Source organism: Yaniella sp. (assembly GCF_030453185.1).
Taxonomy (GTDB): domain Bacteria; phylum Actinomycetota; class Actinomycetes; order Actinomycetales; family Micrococcaceae; genus Yaniella.
In genome coordinates this window covers 1-18548 of the sequence record NZ_JAKDKW010000049.1, presented here as the reverse complement: position 1 = coordinate 18548, position 18548 = coordinate 1, and the positions used below count along the sequence as shown (strand labels likewise).

The 18548-nt window shown below is 56.5% G+C and carries 15 protein-coding genes; 9 read left to right on the top strand and 6 right to left on the bottom strand.

Annotation, left to right across the window (positions count from 1 at the left end):
• Positions 1 to 177: 177 nt before the first annotated feature.
• Positions 178 to 1044, bottom strand: coding sequence for a siderophore-interacting protein (locus L0H14_RS08255; protein WP_301419412.1), 867 nt, complete (start codon positions 1042 to 1044; stop codon positions 178 to 180).
• Between the two features lie 164 nt (positions 1045 to 1208).
• Here L0H14_RS08255 and L0H14_RS08250 point away from each other — a divergent pair, with 164 nt between their 5' ends.
• From L0H14_RS08250 to L0H14_RS08235, 4 genes are all read left to right on the top strand, one after another.
• Positions 1209 to 1955 (top strand): hypothetical protein, encoded by a 747-nt coding sequence (locus L0H14_RS08250; protein WP_301419411.1) that lies wholly within the window; start codon positions 1209 to 1211, stop codon positions 1953 to 1955.
• A gap of 51 nt (positions 1956 to 2006) precedes the next feature.
• Positions 2007 to 3362 carry an MFS transporter gene (locus L0H14_RS08245; RefSeq protein ID WP_301419410.1) on the top strand — a complete coding sequence of 452 codons (1356 nt, stop codon included), beginning with the start codon at positions 2007 to 2009 and terminating at the stop codon, positions 3360 to 3362.
• 164 nt (positions 3363 to 3526) lie between these two features.
• Positions 3527 to 4945 (top strand): MDR family MFS transporter, encoded by a 1419-nt coding sequence (locus L0H14_RS08240; RefSeq protein WP_301421631.1) that lies wholly within the window; start codon positions 3527 to 3529, stop codon positions 4943 to 4945.
• Positions 4946 to 5206: 261 nt separating this feature from the next.
• Positions 5207 to 7060 (top strand): BCCT family transporter, encoded by a 1854-nt coding sequence (locus L0H14_RS08235; protein WP_301419413.1) that lies wholly within the window; start codon positions 5207 to 5209, stop codon positions 7058 to 7060.
• Between the two features lie 108 nt (positions 7061 to 7168).
• Here the strand turns inward: L0H14_RS08235 and L0H14_RS08230 are convergent, their stop codons facing one another.
• Together L0H14_RS08230 and L0H14_RS08225 are read right to left on the bottom strand one after the other, a co-directional pair.
• A complete protein-coding gene (locus tag L0H14_RS08230; RefSeq protein WP_301419408.1) occupies positions 7169 to 8725 on the bottom strand; it encodes an arylsulfotransferase family protein in 1557 nt (518 codons plus the stop codon).
• A 17-nt stretch (positions 8726 to 8742) separates the two neighbouring features.
• On the bottom strand, positions 8743 to 9510 hold the full coding sequence (locus L0H14_RS08225; protein WP_301419407.1) for a hypothetical protein: 768 nt from the start codon (positions 9508 to 9510) through the stop codon (positions 8743 to 8745).
• An 86-nt stretch (positions 9511 to 9596) separates the two neighbouring features.
• Here L0H14_RS08225 and L0H14_RS08220 point away from each other — a divergent pair, with 86 nt between their 5' ends.
• Positions 9597 to 10889: an O-acetylhomoserine aminocarboxypropyltransferase/cysteine synthase family protein gene (locus L0H14_RS08220; protein ID WP_301419406.1), complete on the top strand. Its 1293-nt coding sequence runs from the start codon at positions 9597 to 9599 to the stop codon at positions 10887 to 10889.
• A gap of 9 nt (positions 10890 to 10898) precedes the next feature.
• Positions 10899 to 11411 (top strand): CoA-binding protein, encoded by a 513-nt coding sequence (locus tag L0H14_RS08215; RefSeq protein WP_301419405.1) that lies wholly within the window; start codon positions 10899 to 10901, stop codon positions 11409 to 11411.
• A 293-nt stretch (positions 11412 to 11704) separates the two neighbouring features.
• Here the strand turns inward: L0H14_RS08215 and thrC are convergent, their stop codons facing one another.
• Both thrC and L0H14_RS08205 read right to left on the bottom strand, forming a co-directional pair.
• Complete coding sequence (thrC, locus tag L0H14_RS08210; protein WP_301421630.1) at positions 11705 to 13126, bottom strand: threonine synthase; 1422 nt, start codon at positions 13124 to 13126, stop codon at positions 11705 to 11707.
• A 4-nt stretch (positions 13127 to 13130) separates the two neighbouring features.
• Complete coding sequence (locus L0H14_RS08205) at positions 13131 to 14423, bottom strand: adenylosuccinate synthase (protein WP_301421632.1); 1293 nt, start codon at positions 14421 to 14423, stop codon at positions 13131 to 13133.
• A 609-nt stretch (positions 14424 to 15032) separates the two neighbouring features.
• Here L0H14_RS08205 and L0H14_RS08200 point away from each other — a divergent pair.
• From L0H14_RS08200 to dctP, 3 genes are read left to right on the top strand one after another with little or no spacing between them, the layout of a single operon-like run.
• Positions 15033 to 15614, top strand: coding sequence for a TRAP transporter small permease (locus tag L0H14_RS08200; RefSeq protein WP_301419892.1), 582 nt, complete (start codon positions 15033 to 15035; stop codon positions 15612 to 15614).
• Positions 15611 to 16981 (top strand): TRAP transporter large permease, encoded by a 1371-nt coding sequence (locus L0H14_RS08195; protein ID WP_301419890.1) that lies wholly within the window; start codon positions 15611 to 15613, stop codon positions 16979 to 16981. The genes L0H14_RS08200 and L0H14_RS08195 overlap by 4 nt, the downstream gene beginning before the upstream one ends.
• Before the next feature lie 15 nt (positions 16982 to 16996).
• Entirely contained in the window at positions 16997 to 18124 is a 1128-nt protein-coding gene (dctP, locus tag L0H14_RS08190; protein WP_301419889.1) for a TRAP transporter substrate-binding protein DctP, read from the top strand.
• 190 nt (positions 18125 to 18314) lie between these two features.
• On the opposite strand, the gene L0H14_RS08185 is transcribed toward dctP, so the two are convergent.
• A partial coding sequence (locus L0H14_RS08185) for a LysR family transcriptional regulator (protein WP_301419888.1) occupies positions 18315 to 18548 on the bottom strand: 234 nt, incomplete at its 5' end.

Sequence of the window (18548 nt, the reverse complement as noted above, 5' to 3'; positions counted from 1 at the left end):
CCGCTGGGACGCCCGGCCCGAACGAAAACCCTAACCTATTGGCGCATACTCTAAGCAACCAGCAACACCGGTAGCGCAACCTCGTGCTGATACAACAGCAAAGTAGCAACAACTACTCATACATTGCAAAGAAGCCCACCGTCATGCGACGGTGGGCTTCTTTGTGTCTCAGACTATTTAGTATTGCAAGCCGGCCTCGGGATAAATTTGTCCGACAGGAAGGCTCTTCTCAGCTTGGAAAGCGTCTTCTCCCCGACCGTAAGCCCAGTACGCAGACAGCGACAGGTCGGCGCGATCCACGCCGCGCTCGTCATGCAGGTACTTACGAAGGGACTTCATGCTTTCACGTTCACCGTGGACAAAGGCCTGAACACGGCCTTCCCGCCAGGGAAGTCCCTTCACCGCCCGTTCCAGCACGGTGGTCTCAGGCGTGAACTCGCCACCGCGGTGCAACCAAGTGATCTCGACACCCTTGGGCGCGGGAAGTTTCCATTCATCCGCCGCAGTGGCAACCTCGATCAGTGCGTGGCCGACGGCATCTTCTGACATAGCCGCTAGTACTGCACCAATAGCCGGGATGGCTGCCTCGTCGCCGACCAGCAGGTGCCAGTCCGCTTCGGGGTCTGGCTGATATTTACCGCCGGGCCCGGAGAACTGCAGTAGGTCGCCAACTTTGGCGTTCTCCGCCCAGGGGCCTGCCAAACCGTCGGCACCATGAATGACAAAATCCATTTTTAGTGTTTTTGAGGCCGGGTCAACCGAATGCACCGTATATGTACGACGCAGAGGCAGCTCGTCTTTCGGCAGAGTTTTCCGCAACTCGTCCATGTCGAATGGCGGCGTGATGCCGGACGTCGGATCTGGCGGCAAAAGGAGTTTGACGTATTTATCAACGGCCTCGGAATCCTGAAACAGATCAAAGTCTGCTCCACCGAATGTGATGCGTTTGAAGGTGGGCGACAGTGTTTCCACTGCCACTACTTCCATCACCATTTGAGGACGGCGTGACCGACTCTTCGTGGGGCGAGCAGTGTTGGTTGCCAAAGAATTCCTCCGAAATCAGAAAATAGGACACAATAGCATTAGCTATTCACCAAGGCTAGCCTAAGGCCATGGTGTTGAAAAGCAAAAGATACTTCACCAATGTGACCACTATTGCGAGCGCTTCACCGGCATGCATCATGCGCCAGGAAGTTTAGACTGGGGCCATGACCATTTCAGCTTCTCTTTTGTTTCGCGCTACATCGATCGCCCTGGCTGCAGGCCTCGGCCTGGCTGCCTGTTCTTCCGATGCCTATGAGAACCAGCCCGGTGGCAACGCCGACGACACGCTTTCCCAGCCAGAGACGCCATCGGCGACCGCTGAAGAAACAGCGTTGGCCGAAACTTTTGAAGAGGACTTTGAAGTCTCCACGGCAATGACCCTGGAAGATCAGTGGCCTGACATCACCGCCATGGAGTCCGCTTTATCGGGCACCTCAGAACCAGATCTGTGTCAGGAAGCCGGTGCCTCACAATACGGGCTGCTCGTCGACGCCCAACCCGCCAATGTGCGAGCCGCCATTGACGATGAAGCCCTGTTGGATGAAAACGCTACCGGCGAGACCCTGTTCGCGTTCTACGCCAATGATGCCGCCAGCCCGGATCAACTTCAAGAAGCTCATCAAAACACCGACACAACCTGTGTTGAAGAAGATGATTCGACGGTCGACCACGACGTGACTCAGCAAGAAGTCGCGGGAGAAGAGGTTGACGTACACACCTGGCAGATCGAGGTATCTGGACAGCTCACCGGACGTATGATCGATGTGGTCGGCGAGGACATCTACGTGCGCTACTCGGCCGCCTACCCTCCCCAGGTGTTGGTCGAGGAACTGGATGACGATGTCACGGAGTTTAATGAGCAAGCGACCGACCGTGCCGTCAGCGCATTCGAAGCCGCCGCAGCACAATAAGCCGGCACACGCTTAGTACGGTCCAAGCACAGCCGGCACTAACATGGGGGTGTGACTCAAACACCTTATGTACCTACCGGCAGCGAAGTTGTCCAAACACTGCCGTGGAAGTGGAACGTTCAAGGCCGCATTTTCATTATCGGTGGCCTGGGCTTTATGTTCGACGCCTGGGATGTCTCCCTCAACGGTGTCCTCATCCCCCTGCTCTCCAAAGAATGGGATCTCACCGCTGGCCAGGCAGCTTGGATCGGCACCGCCAACCTGCTGGGCATGGCACTGGGCGCGTTTGTTTGGGCCACGATCGCCGACAGGATCGGTCGCAAAGCTGCCTTCACTGCCACGCTGGCTGTCTTTGCGGTCTTCACCATAGCCGGCGTCTTCACCACTGACATCGTTGCTTTTGCGGTGCTGCGATTCATCGCAGGTTTTGGCCTCGGCGGAGCTATCCCGGTGGACTATGCCTTGGTAGGAGAATTCACGCCGCGAAAACATCGCGGCCGAGTACTCACCGCCATGGATGCCTGGTGGCCCATCGGCTCCGCCCTGGCCGGTTTTGTTTCTGCCTGGTTCCTCACCATGTGGGCAGACTGGCGGCCACCACTGTTGGCCATGGTGCTTCCTGCCATCTTGCTCATTTTCGTGCGACTGTGGATCCCCGAGTCGCCGATGTTCCTGATGCGCAAGAACCGGCACGAAGAGGCCCGCAAGGTCATTGATAACCTCGTGAGAGCCACCGGCACCAAGCCAGTGGCATACCGGCTGGAGACTATGGACAGCATACCGAAAATGTCTGCCGGTGCGGTGTTCGATCAGCTGCGACGAGTATGGGCATTTTCATGGCGCACCACCCTGGCCGTGTGGCTGTTATTTTTGACGGTCATGTTCGTCTATTACGTCTCACTCCAGTGGCTGCCAACCTTCCTGATGGAAGCCGGGTTCGAACAAACCCAGGCATTTTTGACCACCGGTGGCATGTCGGCCATCGGACTCGTCGGTGCGCTACTGGCCACATTCCTGGTCGAAAAAACCGGGCGCAAACCGTTACTCGCCGTCTCAGCGGTCCTGGGTTCGATCTTGCTGGTCATCCTGGCAGTCTTCCTCCACGTGCCACCCGCCGTCTTGCCGCTGGTACTGATCTACGGTCTGGTCATCCAAGTGGCCATTCCGGTCATGTATGCCTTTGCATCGGAGCTCTACCCCACCGACCTGCGGTCCTCCGGATTCGGCTGGGCATCGGCGGTCTCGAGAATCTCTGCGGGTATTGGACCGCTGCTATTCGTCACACATCTGGTTCCGGCGCTGACACTCGCCGGGGCATTCGCCTTTGCTGGCGGGCTGGTTCTCGTCGCCGTCATCGCGATGTTCCTCTTGGCCTCAGAGACTACTGGACGCGACTTGCAGGATTAGCATTTTTGGTGTTGTATCTAGGGGTGAAAACTCGGCATATTCGATGACGAGCCCTGCACTGCCTCTGGCAGGTTTCACAGTATCGACAACGCTTCTACCCGACCATCTCGGGGTTGTTTTGTCGCCGTCTCTTCTAAAGTACTGTGTGAAAGGTCGGTGCGGCAATGTCCTCTACAACGACAGCCCCCGTAAGCCCGTTTCGCGTGATCGGTATCCTCTCGGTTGCCGCGTTCGTGGTCATTCTCAATGAAACCATCATGTCCGTGGCGCTGCCTCGGCTCATGGATGAATTCAACATCACCGAAGCCACCGTCCAGTGGGTGACCACCGCGTTTATGCTCACCATGGCCGTGGTCATTCCAACAACCGGCTGGATTTTGACCCGCTTCCACCTTCGCAATGTTTACGTGGTCGCGATGCTGATCTTCACAGCTGGCACCCTGGTCGCCGCGCTGGCGCCCACCTTCCTGGTGCTGGTCATGGGACGTGTAGTCCAGGCCATCGGTACCGCCATCATGATGCCATTGCTGATGACCACCGTGATGAATATGGTCCCCTTTGAAAAGCGCGGCCGCACCATGGGCATCGTTGGAATGGTCATCTCCGCAGCCCCTGCACTTGGTCCCACCACCGGCGGGATCATCCTGGAACACCTCGATTGGCGCTGGATGTTCTGGGCGGTCCTGCCCATCGCCGTGCTGGTCTTGCTCGTTGGACGCCTCATGCTGTCCAACGTCACCGAAACCAGGTACATGAAACTGGACGTCGTCTCGGTCATTCTGTCAGCACTGGGCTTCTCCGGCCTCATTTACGGGCTAAGTTCCCTCGGTGAAACAGCACGCGGTGTTGCGCAGGTCCCCTTCTGGATTCCGCTGATCATCGGCGCCGTTTCGCTGATCATTTTCGTGCTGCGCCAGCTGGCGCTGCGAGACAACGCATTTTTGAATATCCGGGTCTTCGCCGTGCCGACCTACACCTTTGGCATGGTGCTGATGATCACATCCAACATGGCCATGTTTGGAACCTTCATCGTCCTGCCCATCTACATTCAACAGGTACTGGGCTTTGACGCTCAGGTCGCCGGGCTTGTGATGCTGCCATCCGGCGTACTCATGGGCGTTCTGGGCATCTTCGTTGGACGAATCTTCGACGCAGTCGGTGCGCGTCCGCTGTTGATCCCGGGTTCGATTATCGGAGCCTGCGGCATGTGGGGCATGGTCACGCTGGATGCGACCACCCCACTGTGGTCGGTCATTTTCTGGAATATTCTGATGGCCGTGGGCATCGGTATGCTCATGGGCCCGATCATGACCTCTGCATTATCTTCCCTGCCGGGTTCGCTGTATCAGCATGGTTCAGCGATTTTCTCGACCCTGCAACAGGTTGCCGCAGCCGGTGGTACCGCACTGTACATCACGGTGATGTCGGTGGCAGCGGTCGTCGGGGCAGGACGTGGCGAAGAGCCACTTGCCGCGCAGATGACCGGCATGCACAACGCGCTCATCTGGGGAGCACTGCTCATGCTGATCCCGGTGGTGGGTTCCTTCTTCTTTAAGGCGAAGCCGTATACCGAAAAAGCCTAACGATCTGTGCCAGGGTGGCGTGAACACTGTCAATGTTTGCATGATTTTGTTTGAATAAGGACACTGCACTGAACAGTGGCCTCATATTTCCTGCACAGGAATGGGGCTCGACATCCAACCAACCATCGTAAAGGTAGGTGTATTATGAGTTCCTCTCATTCGGACGCTTCATCTAGCGGAACTGGCGGCACGCAACCACCGGCTCCCGAAAACATTGAGTCTGAGGAGCAGACCGAAAGTGTCGCGCAGACATATGCGCGAATGGAGGATCTGCCCCAGGAGCACAGGCTTCACGACGAAGACTCCGATGCTCGCATCGTAGGCAAACTCAGGGCCCAAGGCGTGCGCATTGGGCGGGGTATGATCGCCCCGGCTGTTTTTTGGCCCTCACTGATCATCGTTGGCGCGTTCGCAATATTCGGCATTTTCTTCCCCGAAGCCGCCGATACAGTTCTCTCATCAACACAGAACTGGATCGTAGCCACCTTCGGCTGGTGGTACATGCTTGTGATCGCTGCATTCATTGTGTTCGTCTTAGTGATCAGCTTCTCTAAGTACGGCAAGATCAAACTGGGCGGACCCAACGACAAACCTGAGTTCAGCACGATGTCATGGTTCACCATGCTGTTCAGTGCTGGCATGGGCGTTGGCCTGATCTTCTACGGCACCGCCGAGCCGCTGATCTTCGCGGAGACTAACCCGAACCCAGGCTGGGAAGAAGGCGGCCCCCGCGAAATGGGACACCTAGCCATGGCGCAGACGTTTGTGCACTGGGGGCTACACCCGTGGGCTGTCTACGCCGTCATTGGTTTGGCCATCGCCTATGCCGTGCACCGCCGCGGCCGCCCGGTTTCCATTCGATGGGCGTTTGAGCCAATCTTGGGTCATCGTGTCAAAGGTTGGATGGGCGATGTGATCGACATCCTGGCAATTTTTGGGACCCTCTTTGGTATTGCGACCTCGCTCGGTCTCGGCGCGCAGCAGATTGCTGCCGGTCTGGGAGCAATGGGCATCGTCGAAGACTCCACCAGCACCACGTTATTGATGGTGATCATCATCGTCATCACCATCTTGGCGCTCGCCTCGGTGGTATCGGGTCTGGGACGAGGCATTAAGTGGCTCTCCAACTTCAACATCTCCCTGGCCGGCATCCTGCTGATCGCTGTGCTGCTGCTGGGTCCAACACTGTTCCTGGTCCAGAACCTGGTCGAATCCTTCGGTGCTTACCTATCCAACGTGGCAGGCATGACCTTTGACGTCCAGGCATACACCGGACAAGAAGGCCAAGACTGGTCCTCACTATGGACCCTGTTCTACTGGGGTTGGTGGATCGCTTGGGCCCCATTCGTTGGCGTCTTCATCGCTCGTATTTCCCGCGGGCGCACCGTTCGCGAATTCATCACTGCGGTCATGCTCGTCCCCTTTACCGTGGGGGTCGTCTGGTTCTCCATCATGGGAGGGGCCAGTCTCTTCAAATACGTTATAAACGATACCGACATGAGCCCCATACTCGGCGACGACGGCAGCCTCATCGCGGAAGAAACACTCTTCGACATTCTCGGCGGCCTCCCGCTGGGATCCGTGCTCTCCGTCATCGCCATCATCGTGATTGCGATCTTCTTCATCACCTCATCCGACTCCGGCTCACTCGTAGTAGACATGCTCGCATCGGGCGGCCACCCCAACCCACCAATCTGGTCTCGTGTACTCTTCGCAGTACTCGAGGGTGTCTTGGCGGCTGCTCTACTACTTGCAGGCGGCTTAACCGCACTGCAGGCAGGCTCACTGATCACGGCCCTGCCGTTCAGTATCCTCCTGGCCATAATGTGCGTAGCCATCGTGCGGGCCTTCCGGGTGGATCACTTGCAGATCAGCCAGCAACGCTCTGTCCAAGAGTACTACCAGCTCAGCGACCGCTTGGCTGCTGACTTCGACGACGCCTTTGGTCCAAAGGTCGACCACCGAATCGACTACCGGTTGCAGGCCACTCGTGGTGTCCTCAACCGCGGCTCAGGTCGCGGTACCGCCACTGTCACGGAGCAACCAGCTACCGATGAGTCATCCGAAACTCGTTGGCGCCCCGGGCGTAAAGGCAAAGGCCGACGGAAAAAATAACTGAGTGATCAGGTAACTGACGCTCGGACCATACAGTTTCGGGGGACTCGCTGCTGAAGCGATCCCCCGAACTCGTGCCGAGTGAGTACTCTGTCGGTCGCGTGCTAGCTAGTTTTCCGGAGTGACCGTGGCGAGCACCTCACCGTCAGCATCCAACGCTTCAACAGCCACGTATTCGGATCCTTCGTCGAGCACCGGGATCGATGTCTCAAATGCTGTCTTTTGCACGCCGGTTTCTTGGGTCAGATTATCCTCATCCGACCCGGCGAGCAGCCGCCAGCGGTCCACTTCGGTCGCCCCATTCCACGACATGTAAGCTCGCAGCTGTCCATTCTGGCTGTCTTGCACCACGACGTCGGGGGCGGTGTTTGGGTCGCCTTCCCACGGGCCTTTATACGCACGGTAGCTGCCGCCGCCGCCATCATATTTTGCTTCATGGCAGGCATCTCCGTGACAGACGTCGTAGAGCAATTCGCCCTCATCGGTGAACTCGGAATAGTACGGCTGCGCACCCCAGCCAACCAACATGTTGCCGTTGTCCAACGGCTGGGTATTGGCCATGGATCCGGCCGGCCGTTCTTCGGGTGGCGCATATTCGGTGACCACCGAGGCGGTCATTGCGTCTTCGTCTACCTTCAGCCGCAGGCCACGTGACGATTCGCCGTCATCCTCTTTGGTGTGATTATCCAACAGCGTGAGCGTGCCATCGGTATCCCTCGCGGCAGAGTGCTGCCATTTGAATACTGCCTCGTCGGACATTTCGAAGTCGCTGGATTTTCCACCGAGTATCCACTGAACCTCTCCGGTGTCACGGTCCAGCTGATAGACGGCGTGGGTGTGGCGGGCGGAGACGAGGATGGATCCGTCGTCGTCCAGGGTGGCGGAGTTGATGTGGAAGTAATCAAACGGCTGCTCCTGTGTGCCGAGTTCGGCGTCATCGTCATCCTCGTCGTCTTCTTGCGCCTGATGTTCTTCTTCGAAGTCCAGCATCGAATCGGTGACCGGGATGTGGTCCAGCGCGCTCCATTCGAACAGCACGTCACCGGTTTCCATATCGACTTCCTGAATGACCGCGTCCTCAACCCAGCCATCCTCTGCTCCTCCGACCTCGGTGAGATCCGTCTGGGTAGCCACGTAGGCGAGCAACAGCATAGTGCCGTCACCGGTAATGGTCATATCGTGGAAATCTGTTTCGTGCGGAGGCAATGATCCACCCGTCGTGACGGTGTTAAACACCTGGTACGAGTCATCCATCAGATAAATATCGCCGTAACCCCAACCACCCGAGGCGGGCCCCTTGAAATAGGTGAGAATCTGTTCGCCCTGATACTCTTGCGGGCGCAAATCGAAGTGCCCGGCATCGTCATCATGTTGACCGGATGGATCCATCCACACGACTTCGCCGTTCATATCGACAATCATGGCCGCGCTCGAGGGCGTATCGGTATCGAAGTTCGGGGTTAGGAAAATGTACTCGTCATCGGCAGTGGACTCGGCGTCCCAGGCATCGCCCCGGGTCACGTCGAATTCCGGTGGCTTCAAATCGGGTCGCGACACGAATTCTTGGTGTGGAATCGGGGTGTCCGAGCACCCGGCAAGGACGACGACCAGTGTTGCAGCAGCCGTGAGGCTGAGGGGTCGAGAAATTCTTCGCTTATACGCCATAACGAGATTCTATATCGTTAGGCCGACCAGTTTTGGTACCCGATCAGGTCCGATAGCGGTTCCAAGGTGACGGCGAGTTCGTCGGCCGAGGCATCGATGTACCAGTCACCATCGACCCAGATCATGTCCAAGAGCACGGAGGTTCTGGATGTTTCAGCGCCGTCGAAGGAGGTCACCGCCATATCGATTTGTGCGGTCTTGCCGTCGTAGTTCACTAACCGGAACCCACCCAGCGCGGAGTCGGCATCGGAGAACACCGTGGTGAAGAGCTCTGCGGCCTCAGCCCGGTGCGCTTCAGCGTGCTGCCCAGCGAAGAACTCCGTGTCCTGTTCCCAGTAATCCGGATTCGCCAGTTGACCGGTATACGCAGAGGCAGCAAACAGCATCCCGCGCGGCGAGTGTTCGAAACAGCTAAATTCTCCGGAGGAGGCAAGTTCTCCCGGTCCGTACTGGTCTGAAGTTGGTAACCAGGCACCAGCGTGTTCAACCCAGCTGGCGTCCGGGGCCTCACCGATCGACCCCTCGAGCGCTACCCCACCAAGATCACACACCGAATCGGTGGGCTGATCAAGATAGGCCGCATCTTGGTCGTACACGGTCTCGTCTTCCAGCGTGGAAAGGATAAACGTCATGACGACGGCGGTGATCCCCAGGGCAATGCCCACGATAGTGAGTACGCCCTTGCCCGTCGTCCAAAAGTTGGTGGGCTGAGCCTGCGGCGGGTTTTCCGAGCTGGTGGGTTGCCGCCGGGGCGTTTCGTGGTCAGGGGATTCGCGTTTGGTCATCAACCATTACTCTAATTGGCCCGTATGGATCCCCGCTGAGTGCGGCCAGGTATGCTGACACATGACGAATTTTTAGAAAGGACGTCATGGCAGATCACGAATTTGGGTTCCGCACACGTGCCCTCCACGCCGGGGCGGTGCCCGACGCTGTTCACGGCTCACGCGCCGTACCGATTTATCAAACGACGTCGTATGTGTTTGAAACTCAACAGGATGCAGCAGACCTCTTTGCCCTGCAGAAGTATGGCAACGTCTACTCCCGCATCTCCAACCCAACCGTTGCAGCATTCGAAGAACGCATTGCCTCGCTCGAGGGTGGTATCGGCGCGGTGGCCACTGCTTCCGGGCAGGCCGCAGAATTTGTGACCATCGCAGCCCTGGCCGGCTCGGGCGACCACATCGTTGCCTCATCGAAGCTCTACGGCGGCACCGTGACCCAGTTGGATGTTTCGCTACGTCGTTTTGGTGTCGACACCACCTTCGTGGACTCGACCGAGGTTGAAGCATTCAAAGCGGCCATCCAGCCCAACACCAAAGCCATTTACACCGAGATCGTGGCCAACCCCTCGGGTGTGATCGTTGATCTGGAAGGCCTGGGCGCTCTGGCCGCGGAACACGGGATCCCGTTGATCGTTGACGCGACGCTGACCCCGCCGTATCTGATCCGTCCGCTGGAACACGGCGCTGACATCGTGATTCATTCGGCCACCAAGTTCTTGGGCGGCCACGGCACCACGATGGGCGGTGTGGTTGTAGAATCCGGCAAGTTCCCCTGGGATAACGGCAACTTCCCGTTGATGACAGAACCGGTTCCGTCTTATAACAACCTGTCTTGGTACGGAAACTTCGGCGAATTCGGGTTCCTGACCAAGCTACGAAATGAACAGCTCCGCGACTTTGGACCAACACTGTCCGCGCAGGCCGCCTTCCAGCTGATGATCGGTGTAGAAACGCTACCGCAGCGCATGGACGAACACCTCACCAACGCTTATAAGGTCGCTCAGTGGTTGGCAGCGGATGACCGTATTGCTTACGTGAACTTTGCTGGGCTGGAAGACAACCCGTACTACGAGCGCGGTAAAGCCCTACTGCCGTTGGGTGTGGGTTCGGTATTCAGCTTCGGAGTAAAAGGAGGACGGAAGGCATCCGCTGAGTTCATGGCCAACCTACAGTTGGCTTCACACCTGGCAAATATTGGTGATGCCAAGACCTTGATGCTGCATCCAGGTTCCACCACCCACCAACAGCTTTCCGAAGAACAGCTGGCTGCCGCAGGTATCCCCGATGATCTGGTCCGCATCTCAGTTGGTATCGAAGATGTCGACGACATTATTTGGGACCTCGACCAGGCGCTGACCGCAACAATGAAAGATGCCTAAGGAGAATCAATGACTGCCGTATCTGAACGTAAGTGGGTTGGCCCAGGCGCTATCGAGCGCTTGAACATCCTGCAAGATGTCAAAACCATTGCCATTGTTGGGGCGTCCGATAAGCTCAAGCGTGCCTCATATTTTGTGTCGACCTATTTGCTGTCGTCGTCGACGTATGATGTGTACTTCGTCAACCCGATCCTGGCCGAAAAGGGTGGCGAGATCCTCGGACATCCGGTCTATGCATCGCTGGAAGATATTCCCGTACAGATCGATATGGTTGATGTGTTCCGTCGCGCTGAAGATACCCCCGAGATCGCCAAAGAAGCTGCTGCCATCGGCGCCAAATACTTTTGGCTGCAGTTGGGTATCTGGTCGGATGAAGCAGCCGAGGTGGCAGAAGAGCTCGGCATGACCGTTGTCATGGACCGGTGTGTCAAAATTGAGCACGCCCGCTTCCACGGCGGCTTGAATCTGGCGGGTTTCAACACCGGCCAGATCTCTTCGAAGCGTCAGCGCCTCGACGCCTAATATCCTCGTTACCAAAGACTCAGGGCCCCGGTTTTGTACCGGGGCCCTGATCACTCATCACTCACACCTTGAAGAGGTATTCTTAGTCTAAGAAAAGTTCTTTGGGAAAGACTTGAAAGTTCCTGTATAAACCCTCAGAGTTTCTTTCGCCGCTAGCCTTGGACAGGGAAAAGCCCCGACCGGAAAACCGGTCGGGGCTTTACTTATCACTCACACCTTGAGGTGTTTCTAGGATAAACATACGGACCTTGAGGCCGTCAGGGAGTTGCCTGTCTAAATCCTGTGAATCTGGATTACACGTGATGCTTCGCGATGTAGTTGCGAAGTGCTTCGGCGTCAGCGCCCATTTCTACGGTGTGCTGCTCCAATTCCAATAACTGCGCAAATTCGGGGAGCAGCTCCGGTTCAAAGCCCAGCGCTTCGTTCACGATATCGCCAAATTTTTCTGGTTTTGCTGTTTCCAGCACGAGCATAGGGTGGCCTGGCCGCTGGAATCCACGAGCAACAGTCACGCCATCTGCTGTGTGCGGGTCGATCACGACTTCTGCTTTTTCATAGACAGCGCGAATAGTGGCAACACGGTCCTGGTGCGTGGAAGTCCCTGAAACCATACCGAATTCTTGCTCAAAGCGTGGCTGCTGCTCCGACAGATCGAGCGTTCCGGTGGTGTCGAGCTGTTGCCAGGCCTTGGCGAGCTGTTCTTGGTCCTGGTCCAGGACCAAGTAGATGAACCGCTCCAAGTTGGATGCCTTGGAAATGTCCATCGAGGGCGAGGAAGTTGCCAGGGTGTTATCTGCTGAGCGTGGCTCATATTTGCCACTGCGGAAGAATTCGTCCAGCACGTTGTTCTCATTGGTGGCCAACACCAGTGTGTCGATGGGTAGACCCATCTGACGAGCCAACTGTCCGGAAAATATATTGCCAAAGTTGCCGGATGGCACAGCGAAGGAGACGCCGAAGCTCTCCCGCTGCTCAGCAGGAATACCGTTGGTGACGCGCAACCATGCCCAGAAGTAATAGACACTCTGTGCAATGAGCCGCCCGAGGTTAATCGAGTTGACGGTGCCAAGCGAGTTGGCGGCCTTGAACTCGAGATCGCTATTGAGTTCTTTGACGAGATTCTGCGCATCGTCAAAAACGCCTTCGATGACAATATTGTGCACGTTATCGTCGGTGAGCGTGTACATCTGTGCACGCTGGAAGCGTGACATCCGCCCCTTTGGCGACAGCATGAACACCCCGATATTTGGTTTAGACCGGAATGCATATTCGGCGGCCGAACCGGTATCACCCGATGTTGCCCCAAGAATGTTGAGAGTCTGGCCGCGCTTTTGCAGCACGTAGGGCAGTGCTTCACCGAGGAATTGCATGGCCATATCTTTGAATGCAAGCGTAGGACCCTGCGAAAGGTCAACGAGTGCAGACATCTGATCGATCGGGGTAAGCGGCACGATCATATCGGCTTTGAACTGGGGCCCGTACGCTGCCTGGCAAAGTTCGGCCAGGTCTTCACGCGGGATGTCGGTCCAGTACAGGCCGATAACCTCGGTGGCGAGCTGGGGATAGGTTAGTTCGCGCCAGGATTCCAGAGTTTCGGCGTCGACGTTGGGGATGGTCTGTGGGACGACCAGCCCGCCATCGGGCGCAAGCCCTTCGAGTAACACGTCAGAGAAATTGGACGGCTCCATGCCGCCTCGAGTGGATACATATTGCATAGCGTTAGTCTTCGTAGATTAGATCGCGAACTTGGATAACTTCATCGCGGCCCGGGCCAACACCCACACCGGAAATGCGCACACCCGCAAGTTTTTCTAGCGCAGAGATGTAGTTCTGGGCGTTCTTCGGCAAGTCTTCAATGGTGCGAGCACCAGAAATATCTTCTTCCCAGCCGGGGAAGTATTCATAAACCGGTTTGGCGTGGTGGAAGTCAGTTTGAGTCATCGGCATGGCATCGTGGCGGACGCCGTCGACGTCGTATGCAACACACACGGGAATTTCTTTGAGGCCGGTCAGGACATCGAGTTTCGTTACGAAATAGTCCGTGAAGCCGTTAATCATGGCAGCATGGCGCGCCATCACCGCGTCATACCAGCCGGTACGACGTGGGCGTCCGGTGTTGACACCGAATTCGCCACCGATGGTGCGCAGCTGATCGCCCATCTCATCAAAAAGTTCGGTGGGGAACGGTCCTGCACCAACGCGAGTGGTATAGGCCTTCACAATGCCGATAGTGCGAGTGAAACGGGTGGGGCCAATACCTGCACCTACCGAAGCGCCCCCAGCGGTGGGGTTGGAGGACGTGACGAATGGGTAGGTTCCGTGGTCCACATCGAGGAAGGTGGCCTGGCCACCCTCCATGAGCACAACCTTGTCTTCGTCCAGCGCTTCGTTAAGGATCCGAACCGAGTCAACAACCATGGGGCGTAGACGCTCGGCGTAGTCCATGAAGTAGTCGACGATCTCATCGACAGTGAAAGCCCGGCGGTTGTAGAGCTTTACCAGGAGCTCGTTCTTTTGCCGCAGCGCGCCCTCAATCTTCTGGCGCAGAATGGATTCGTCATAGAGGTCCTGCACGCGAATACCGAGACGAGCAACCTTGTCCTGGTAGGTCGGGCCAATGCCGCGCCCTGTCGTACCGATGGCACGCTTACCTAAGAAACGTTCGGTGACCTTGTCCAGTGTCTGGTGATAAGGCGCTACAAGATGGGCATCGGCAGAGATGCGCAGATGCGAGGTGTCATGTCCGCGGGTCTCGAGACCATCAATTTCTTCAAACAGGGCCTCGAGGTTAATGACCACCCCGTTACCAATCACCGAGATCGCCTGAGGTGACAGGATTCCGGCAGGTAATAGCTTCAGCTCAAACTTTTCACCGTTGACGACTACGGTGTGACCGGCGTTGTTCCCGCCGTTTGGTTTGACGACGTAGTCAACACGACCGCCGAGCAAATCCGTTGCTTTACCCTTGCCCTCGTCGCCCCATTGGGCACCCACGATTGCGATTGCTGGCATAAAATTCATCTCTCCCAAGGGGACGGCATCAGACTGTCCCGCAACATAGAAAGGTTCTCGCACCCGCAGCACGTTGGTATTGGGTCGAGAACAGTTACAACCAGAGTTTACCAAATCACAGTGCGGGCGGCAGATTGCGAAGGATCCTCGTCATCCTGGCCTATCACCCCGCGATGAGCGCCTGCTCGTCGCTAAACACCTGAACAGCGCAGTCAGATATTGTTCGCTACAACACCAGCTACTGTGCCGCGCTTCGCAAATTTCTCTGACAGAAAACAACCTATAACCCCACAGCCTCGGCTGCACAAGATTTCGACTGCGCCAACCTGACACAAGAGCGATATGGTGCAGATTGCGCAGAAGCGAGCTCGATGCCGCGCGCGCAGCTCGCACCCACGAGCCTCCTGTGATTCGCCGCACCTTTAGGCCACTTTTGTTGGTTCCCGGCATTTTCGAGACCCACTCGCGCTGCACGCCTGCATAGCTTCGTATATGATTTCTCTCAGCTTCTTTATCGCTGTGCAGTAGCTCACCACACAGCGTGCGGCACCGCATTTGTACACTCTCAAACGGTGCCCCACGAAGACCTCGAGCACAAAGGAACTCATCATGGAAAAACTGATTCACGGTATGGCCCGTTTGCTTGCCGTGCTTTCAGCGGTTGCCATCGTGGTCATGGTTATTGCGATCGCAGTTGACGTCTTCGTACGCAACGCGACCGGCGCTTCACTGCCCGGCATGATCGAAATCGCCGAAACTTCGATGGTCACGGCCGTTGCTTTCGGACTGGCCTGGGCCGGCGTCAATGGCGAACACGTTGCCGTCACCCTGCTAACTGACCGCTTTAACCCTACTTGGGCAAGAGCCACGAATATCTTTATCTGGGCACTCGTTGCCTTCTACACAGCCTGGCTTTCCTACGCCAACATACTGAACTCAGTGCAAGCCACACAGGCAGGCGAAATCCGCTTCGGTCTCGTCCAGTGGCCGATGTATCCCATGCGTTGGATCCTGACACTGGGCTTTATTTCCCTGCTTTTGGTGGCATTAGCGAACCTGTACCGCTGCCTCACGCACAAGGAACCCATGGGATTTTCCGATGAACTCGAAGCAGTTCTCGCAGAGGAACCCATGCCTGAAACCACGGAGAACGAAACTCCAGAAAACGTCGAAGGAGGACGAACATCATGACTGTTGGTAGTGTCATCGCAATTGTTCTACTACTCATGCTCGTCCTGCTTCTCTTGCGGGTACCTGTTGCCGTATCACTCGGCCTCTCCGGCGCACTAGGCTTGGTCGCGCTACGGGGGATCAATCACACGACCCTGGAACTCGGGGCAGTGCCGTTCTCCGAGACCGCGACCTTCTCACTGACTATCATCCCGATGTTCATCTTGATGGGTATGTTTGCCGTTCGAGCAAACGTCGCGGCCTACGTCTTCAAAATTGCCGACCGCGTCTTAGGTCGTCTCCCCGGTGGTCTAGGTATCGCCACGGTTGCCGCATCTGCCGGTTTCTCGGCCGTGTCTGGCTCATCGATCAGTACCGCAGCAACCATGGCTCGCTTGTCGGTCAAGGAAATGCGCGCCGCCGGCTATCCGGCTTCCATGGCAACTGCGCTGGTTGCCGTGGCCGGAACCTTGGGATCGATGATTCCGCCGTCCACCTTCCTGGTGCTATACGCCATCTTGGCCCAAGTCTCCGTTGCTGAAATGCTAGCCGCGGGTATTGTGCCCGGTATCCTTTCTGCCATTGCCTACTCGCTGTGGATCATGTTTTCCGGATGGCGCATGAGGCGTCAGGAGCAGATCGTTGACGCAGACAACGTCCAAGACGCTTTAGACCAAGCAACAGAGATCAACGCTGCAAAACTTGAAAAATCCCCACTGGGTCAACTCCCGTGGCGTGGCCTCGTATACATTGGCCTCTTGTTCGCCATTGTGCTGGGCGGTATGTACTCAGGTATCTTCACCGCTACCGAATCCGCAGCATTCGGCGCGATCGCCGCGGTGCTCATTTTACTATTCGAACTGCGCAAAGAGGGTGCCAAGGGCATCTGGGACGGCATCACCAACGCGCTGCAGAACACCGCTTCTACCACAGCCATGGTGTTCTTCATCGTGATCGGGTCAGGAATCCTCTCCTCATTCTTCATCGCAGCTCGGGTACCAAATATGATCACCGAGGCCGTGTTGTCCTGGAACATCGCACCGTCATTGGCGATGCTTATCCTCCTGATGAGCTTGGTCCCCCTCGGCATGGTGCTGGAATCACTTTCACTACTGATGATTTCTGTGCCACTCCTCCTGCCGGTAGCTGTCGAATTCGGGTTTGACCCGATCTGGCTGGGCATCTTGATCGTCAAGCTCATTGAGATCGGCATGGTCACACCACCTGTGGGCATCAACGCGTTCGTCGTAGCGGGAACAACGGGCATCCGTTCAGAAACAGTCTTCAAAGGCATCATGCCGTTTTTCGTGATAGACCTCGTTCTGATCGCGATCTTCTTCCTCCTCCCCGACCTCATCTTGTATCTGCCCAGCTTGGTGCAACATTAGGAAGGCATGTAACCAATGAAATCAAAACTTTTTTCTCGCTTTGCCAAGGTCGCAGCAATCATGGCCGCAGCGGCTCTCACTCTCACCGCGTGTGAGGAAGGGATTGTTGAAGGCGCCGACAACTACTACTTCACCGTGGCCAACGGTGCCCTGGACGGCACCCAGCACGCCGTCATCGCCGAAGAGTATTACGACGCCGTCGAAGAAGCTTCTGACGGCCGCATAGAGTTTGAACGCAGCTCATTCGAAGCGGTCTGCAGCATGGACGAAGTTGCCGACTGTGTCCGTGACGGTCGTGCCGACATCGGTCTGACGGTCACCGACTACACCCCGCACTTGCTGCCCACCATGTCCATTATGTCCATCTCGTTTTTGAACAACGACATACAGGCGTCAGTTGAAGCACTCTACGATTTGCACACCAACTACGAACCAGCAATGGCGCAGTTGGAGCAGAGCAACCTAGAGTACATCGCTGCCTGGCCGGTCGGTGCGCTGTTGATCGGGGCAAAAGCACCGATCGAAGACTACGAATCCCTACAAGGCCTTTCGGCACGCGCAGCGGGACCCGTAACGCAGCGCACCCTGGAAACTGCCGGAGTAAACGTCAATGCCATTACCGCTGCAGAAACATACGAATCATTGCAGCGTGGCGTTATTGATTCCGTAGCCTCCTCGCTGGACTTCGCGGTGAACTACCAGGTCACTGAACAGCTGCCGTATTGGGCTGACACCGGCGTTGGCCAGTACACCGCTTATGGCATGTGGTGGAATAACGATACCTACGAGTCTCTGACTCCGGAACTCCAAGAGATTGTCGACGACGTGACCCAAGAGTTTAACGAAGGTCGCATCATCGAACTATCCAACGGTGAACTCGAAGATATCTGCCAAGGTATGTTGGACTCCCCTGATGTTAAGAACTTTGAATCTTGGCCAGAGGAAGAAACCGAGAAGTGGCGCGCAGAGGCCGAAGACGGCGCTCAAGAAGCCTGGCTGCAAATCATGGACGACTACAACTTTGATAATGCTGACGCATATCTCGAAGAATATATCGCTGCCTATGAGAGCTACCAGGACGAAGATAACCCGGTAGACGCCGGTATCGCATGTGCCGACAAATGGCAGGAACAAAACGACTAGTTCCTCGTTGTAAGTCATACGTGTGGCGGTGGACCATCCGGTTCACCGCCACACGTATTTAATCTGCTACTCGACTGATACCCCAAGGTCAGTTGGGGCAATTCCAGCTAGCTGTAGAGCTGCCAGCATTGGCGACTTGTACGAAGTATTGCAGTTGAATGGGCGAAAAGTGCACGCTGTTACTCCCCCTTTAAAACCTCTGTCGCAGTACTGCGTACACACCATCCGGATTGACGCGGTAGGCCATCAACGCCAGATGGGTTGCTGTGCGCTGCTCAGCATCGTCTTCGAGACTGTAACCAAGCTGCCGCTCCAACCTGGTGACTCGGGCATAAAGCGCAGGTCGTGAAAGATGCAGTGACCGCGCTAAGCCTTGATCCACCGATGAATAATGTGGTGGTGTCGGCGTTTTAACGTAGAGATG

Coding starts and splice junctions, on each gene's coding strand:
- L0H14_RS08230 (WP_301419408.1), bottom strand. CDS start 8,725: ATGGCGTATAAGCGAAGAATTTCTCGACCCCTCAGCCTCACGGCTGCT.
- L0H14_RS08250 (WP_301419411.1), top strand. CDS start 1,209: ATGACCATTTCAGCTTCTCTTTTGTTTCGCGCTACATCGATCGCCCTG.
- L0H14_RS08195 (WP_301419890.1), top strand. CDS start 15,611: ATGACTGTTGGTAGTGTCATCGCAATTGTTCTACTACTCATGCTCGTC.
- L0H14_RS08235 (WP_301419413.1), top strand. CDS start 5,207: ATGGAGGATCTGCCCCAGGAGCACAGGCTTCACGACGAAGACTCCGAT.
- L0H14_RS08220 (WP_301419406.1), top strand. CDS start 9,597: ATGGCAGATCACGAATTTGGGTTCCGCACACGTGCCCTCCACGCCGGG.
- L0H14_RS08205 (WP_301421632.1), bottom strand. CDS start 14,423: ATGCCAGCAATCGCAATCGTGGGTGCCCAATGGGGCGACGAGGGCAAG.
- thrC (WP_301421630.1), bottom strand. CDS start 13,126: ATGCAATATGTATCCACTCGAGGCGGCATGGAGCCGTCCAATTTCTCT.
- L0H14_RS08225 (WP_301419407.1), bottom strand. CDS start 9,510: ATGACCAAACGCGAATCCCCTGACCACGAAACGCCCCGGCGGCAACCC.
- L0H14_RS08200 (WP_301419892.1), top strand. CDS start 15,033: ATGGAAAAACTGATTCACGGTATGGCCCGTTTGCTTGCCGTGCTTTCA.
- dctP (WP_301419889.1), top strand. CDS start 16,997: ATGAAATCAAAACTTTTTTCTCGCTTTGCCAAGGTCGCAGCAATCATG.
- L0H14_RS08240 (WP_301421631.1), top strand. CDS start 3,527: ATGTCCTCTACAACGACAGCCCCCGTAAGCCCGTTTCGCGTGATCGGT.
- L0H14_RS08215 (WP_301419405.1), top strand. CDS start 10,899: ATGACTGCCGTATCTGAACGTAAGTGGGTTGGCCCAGGCGCTATCGAG.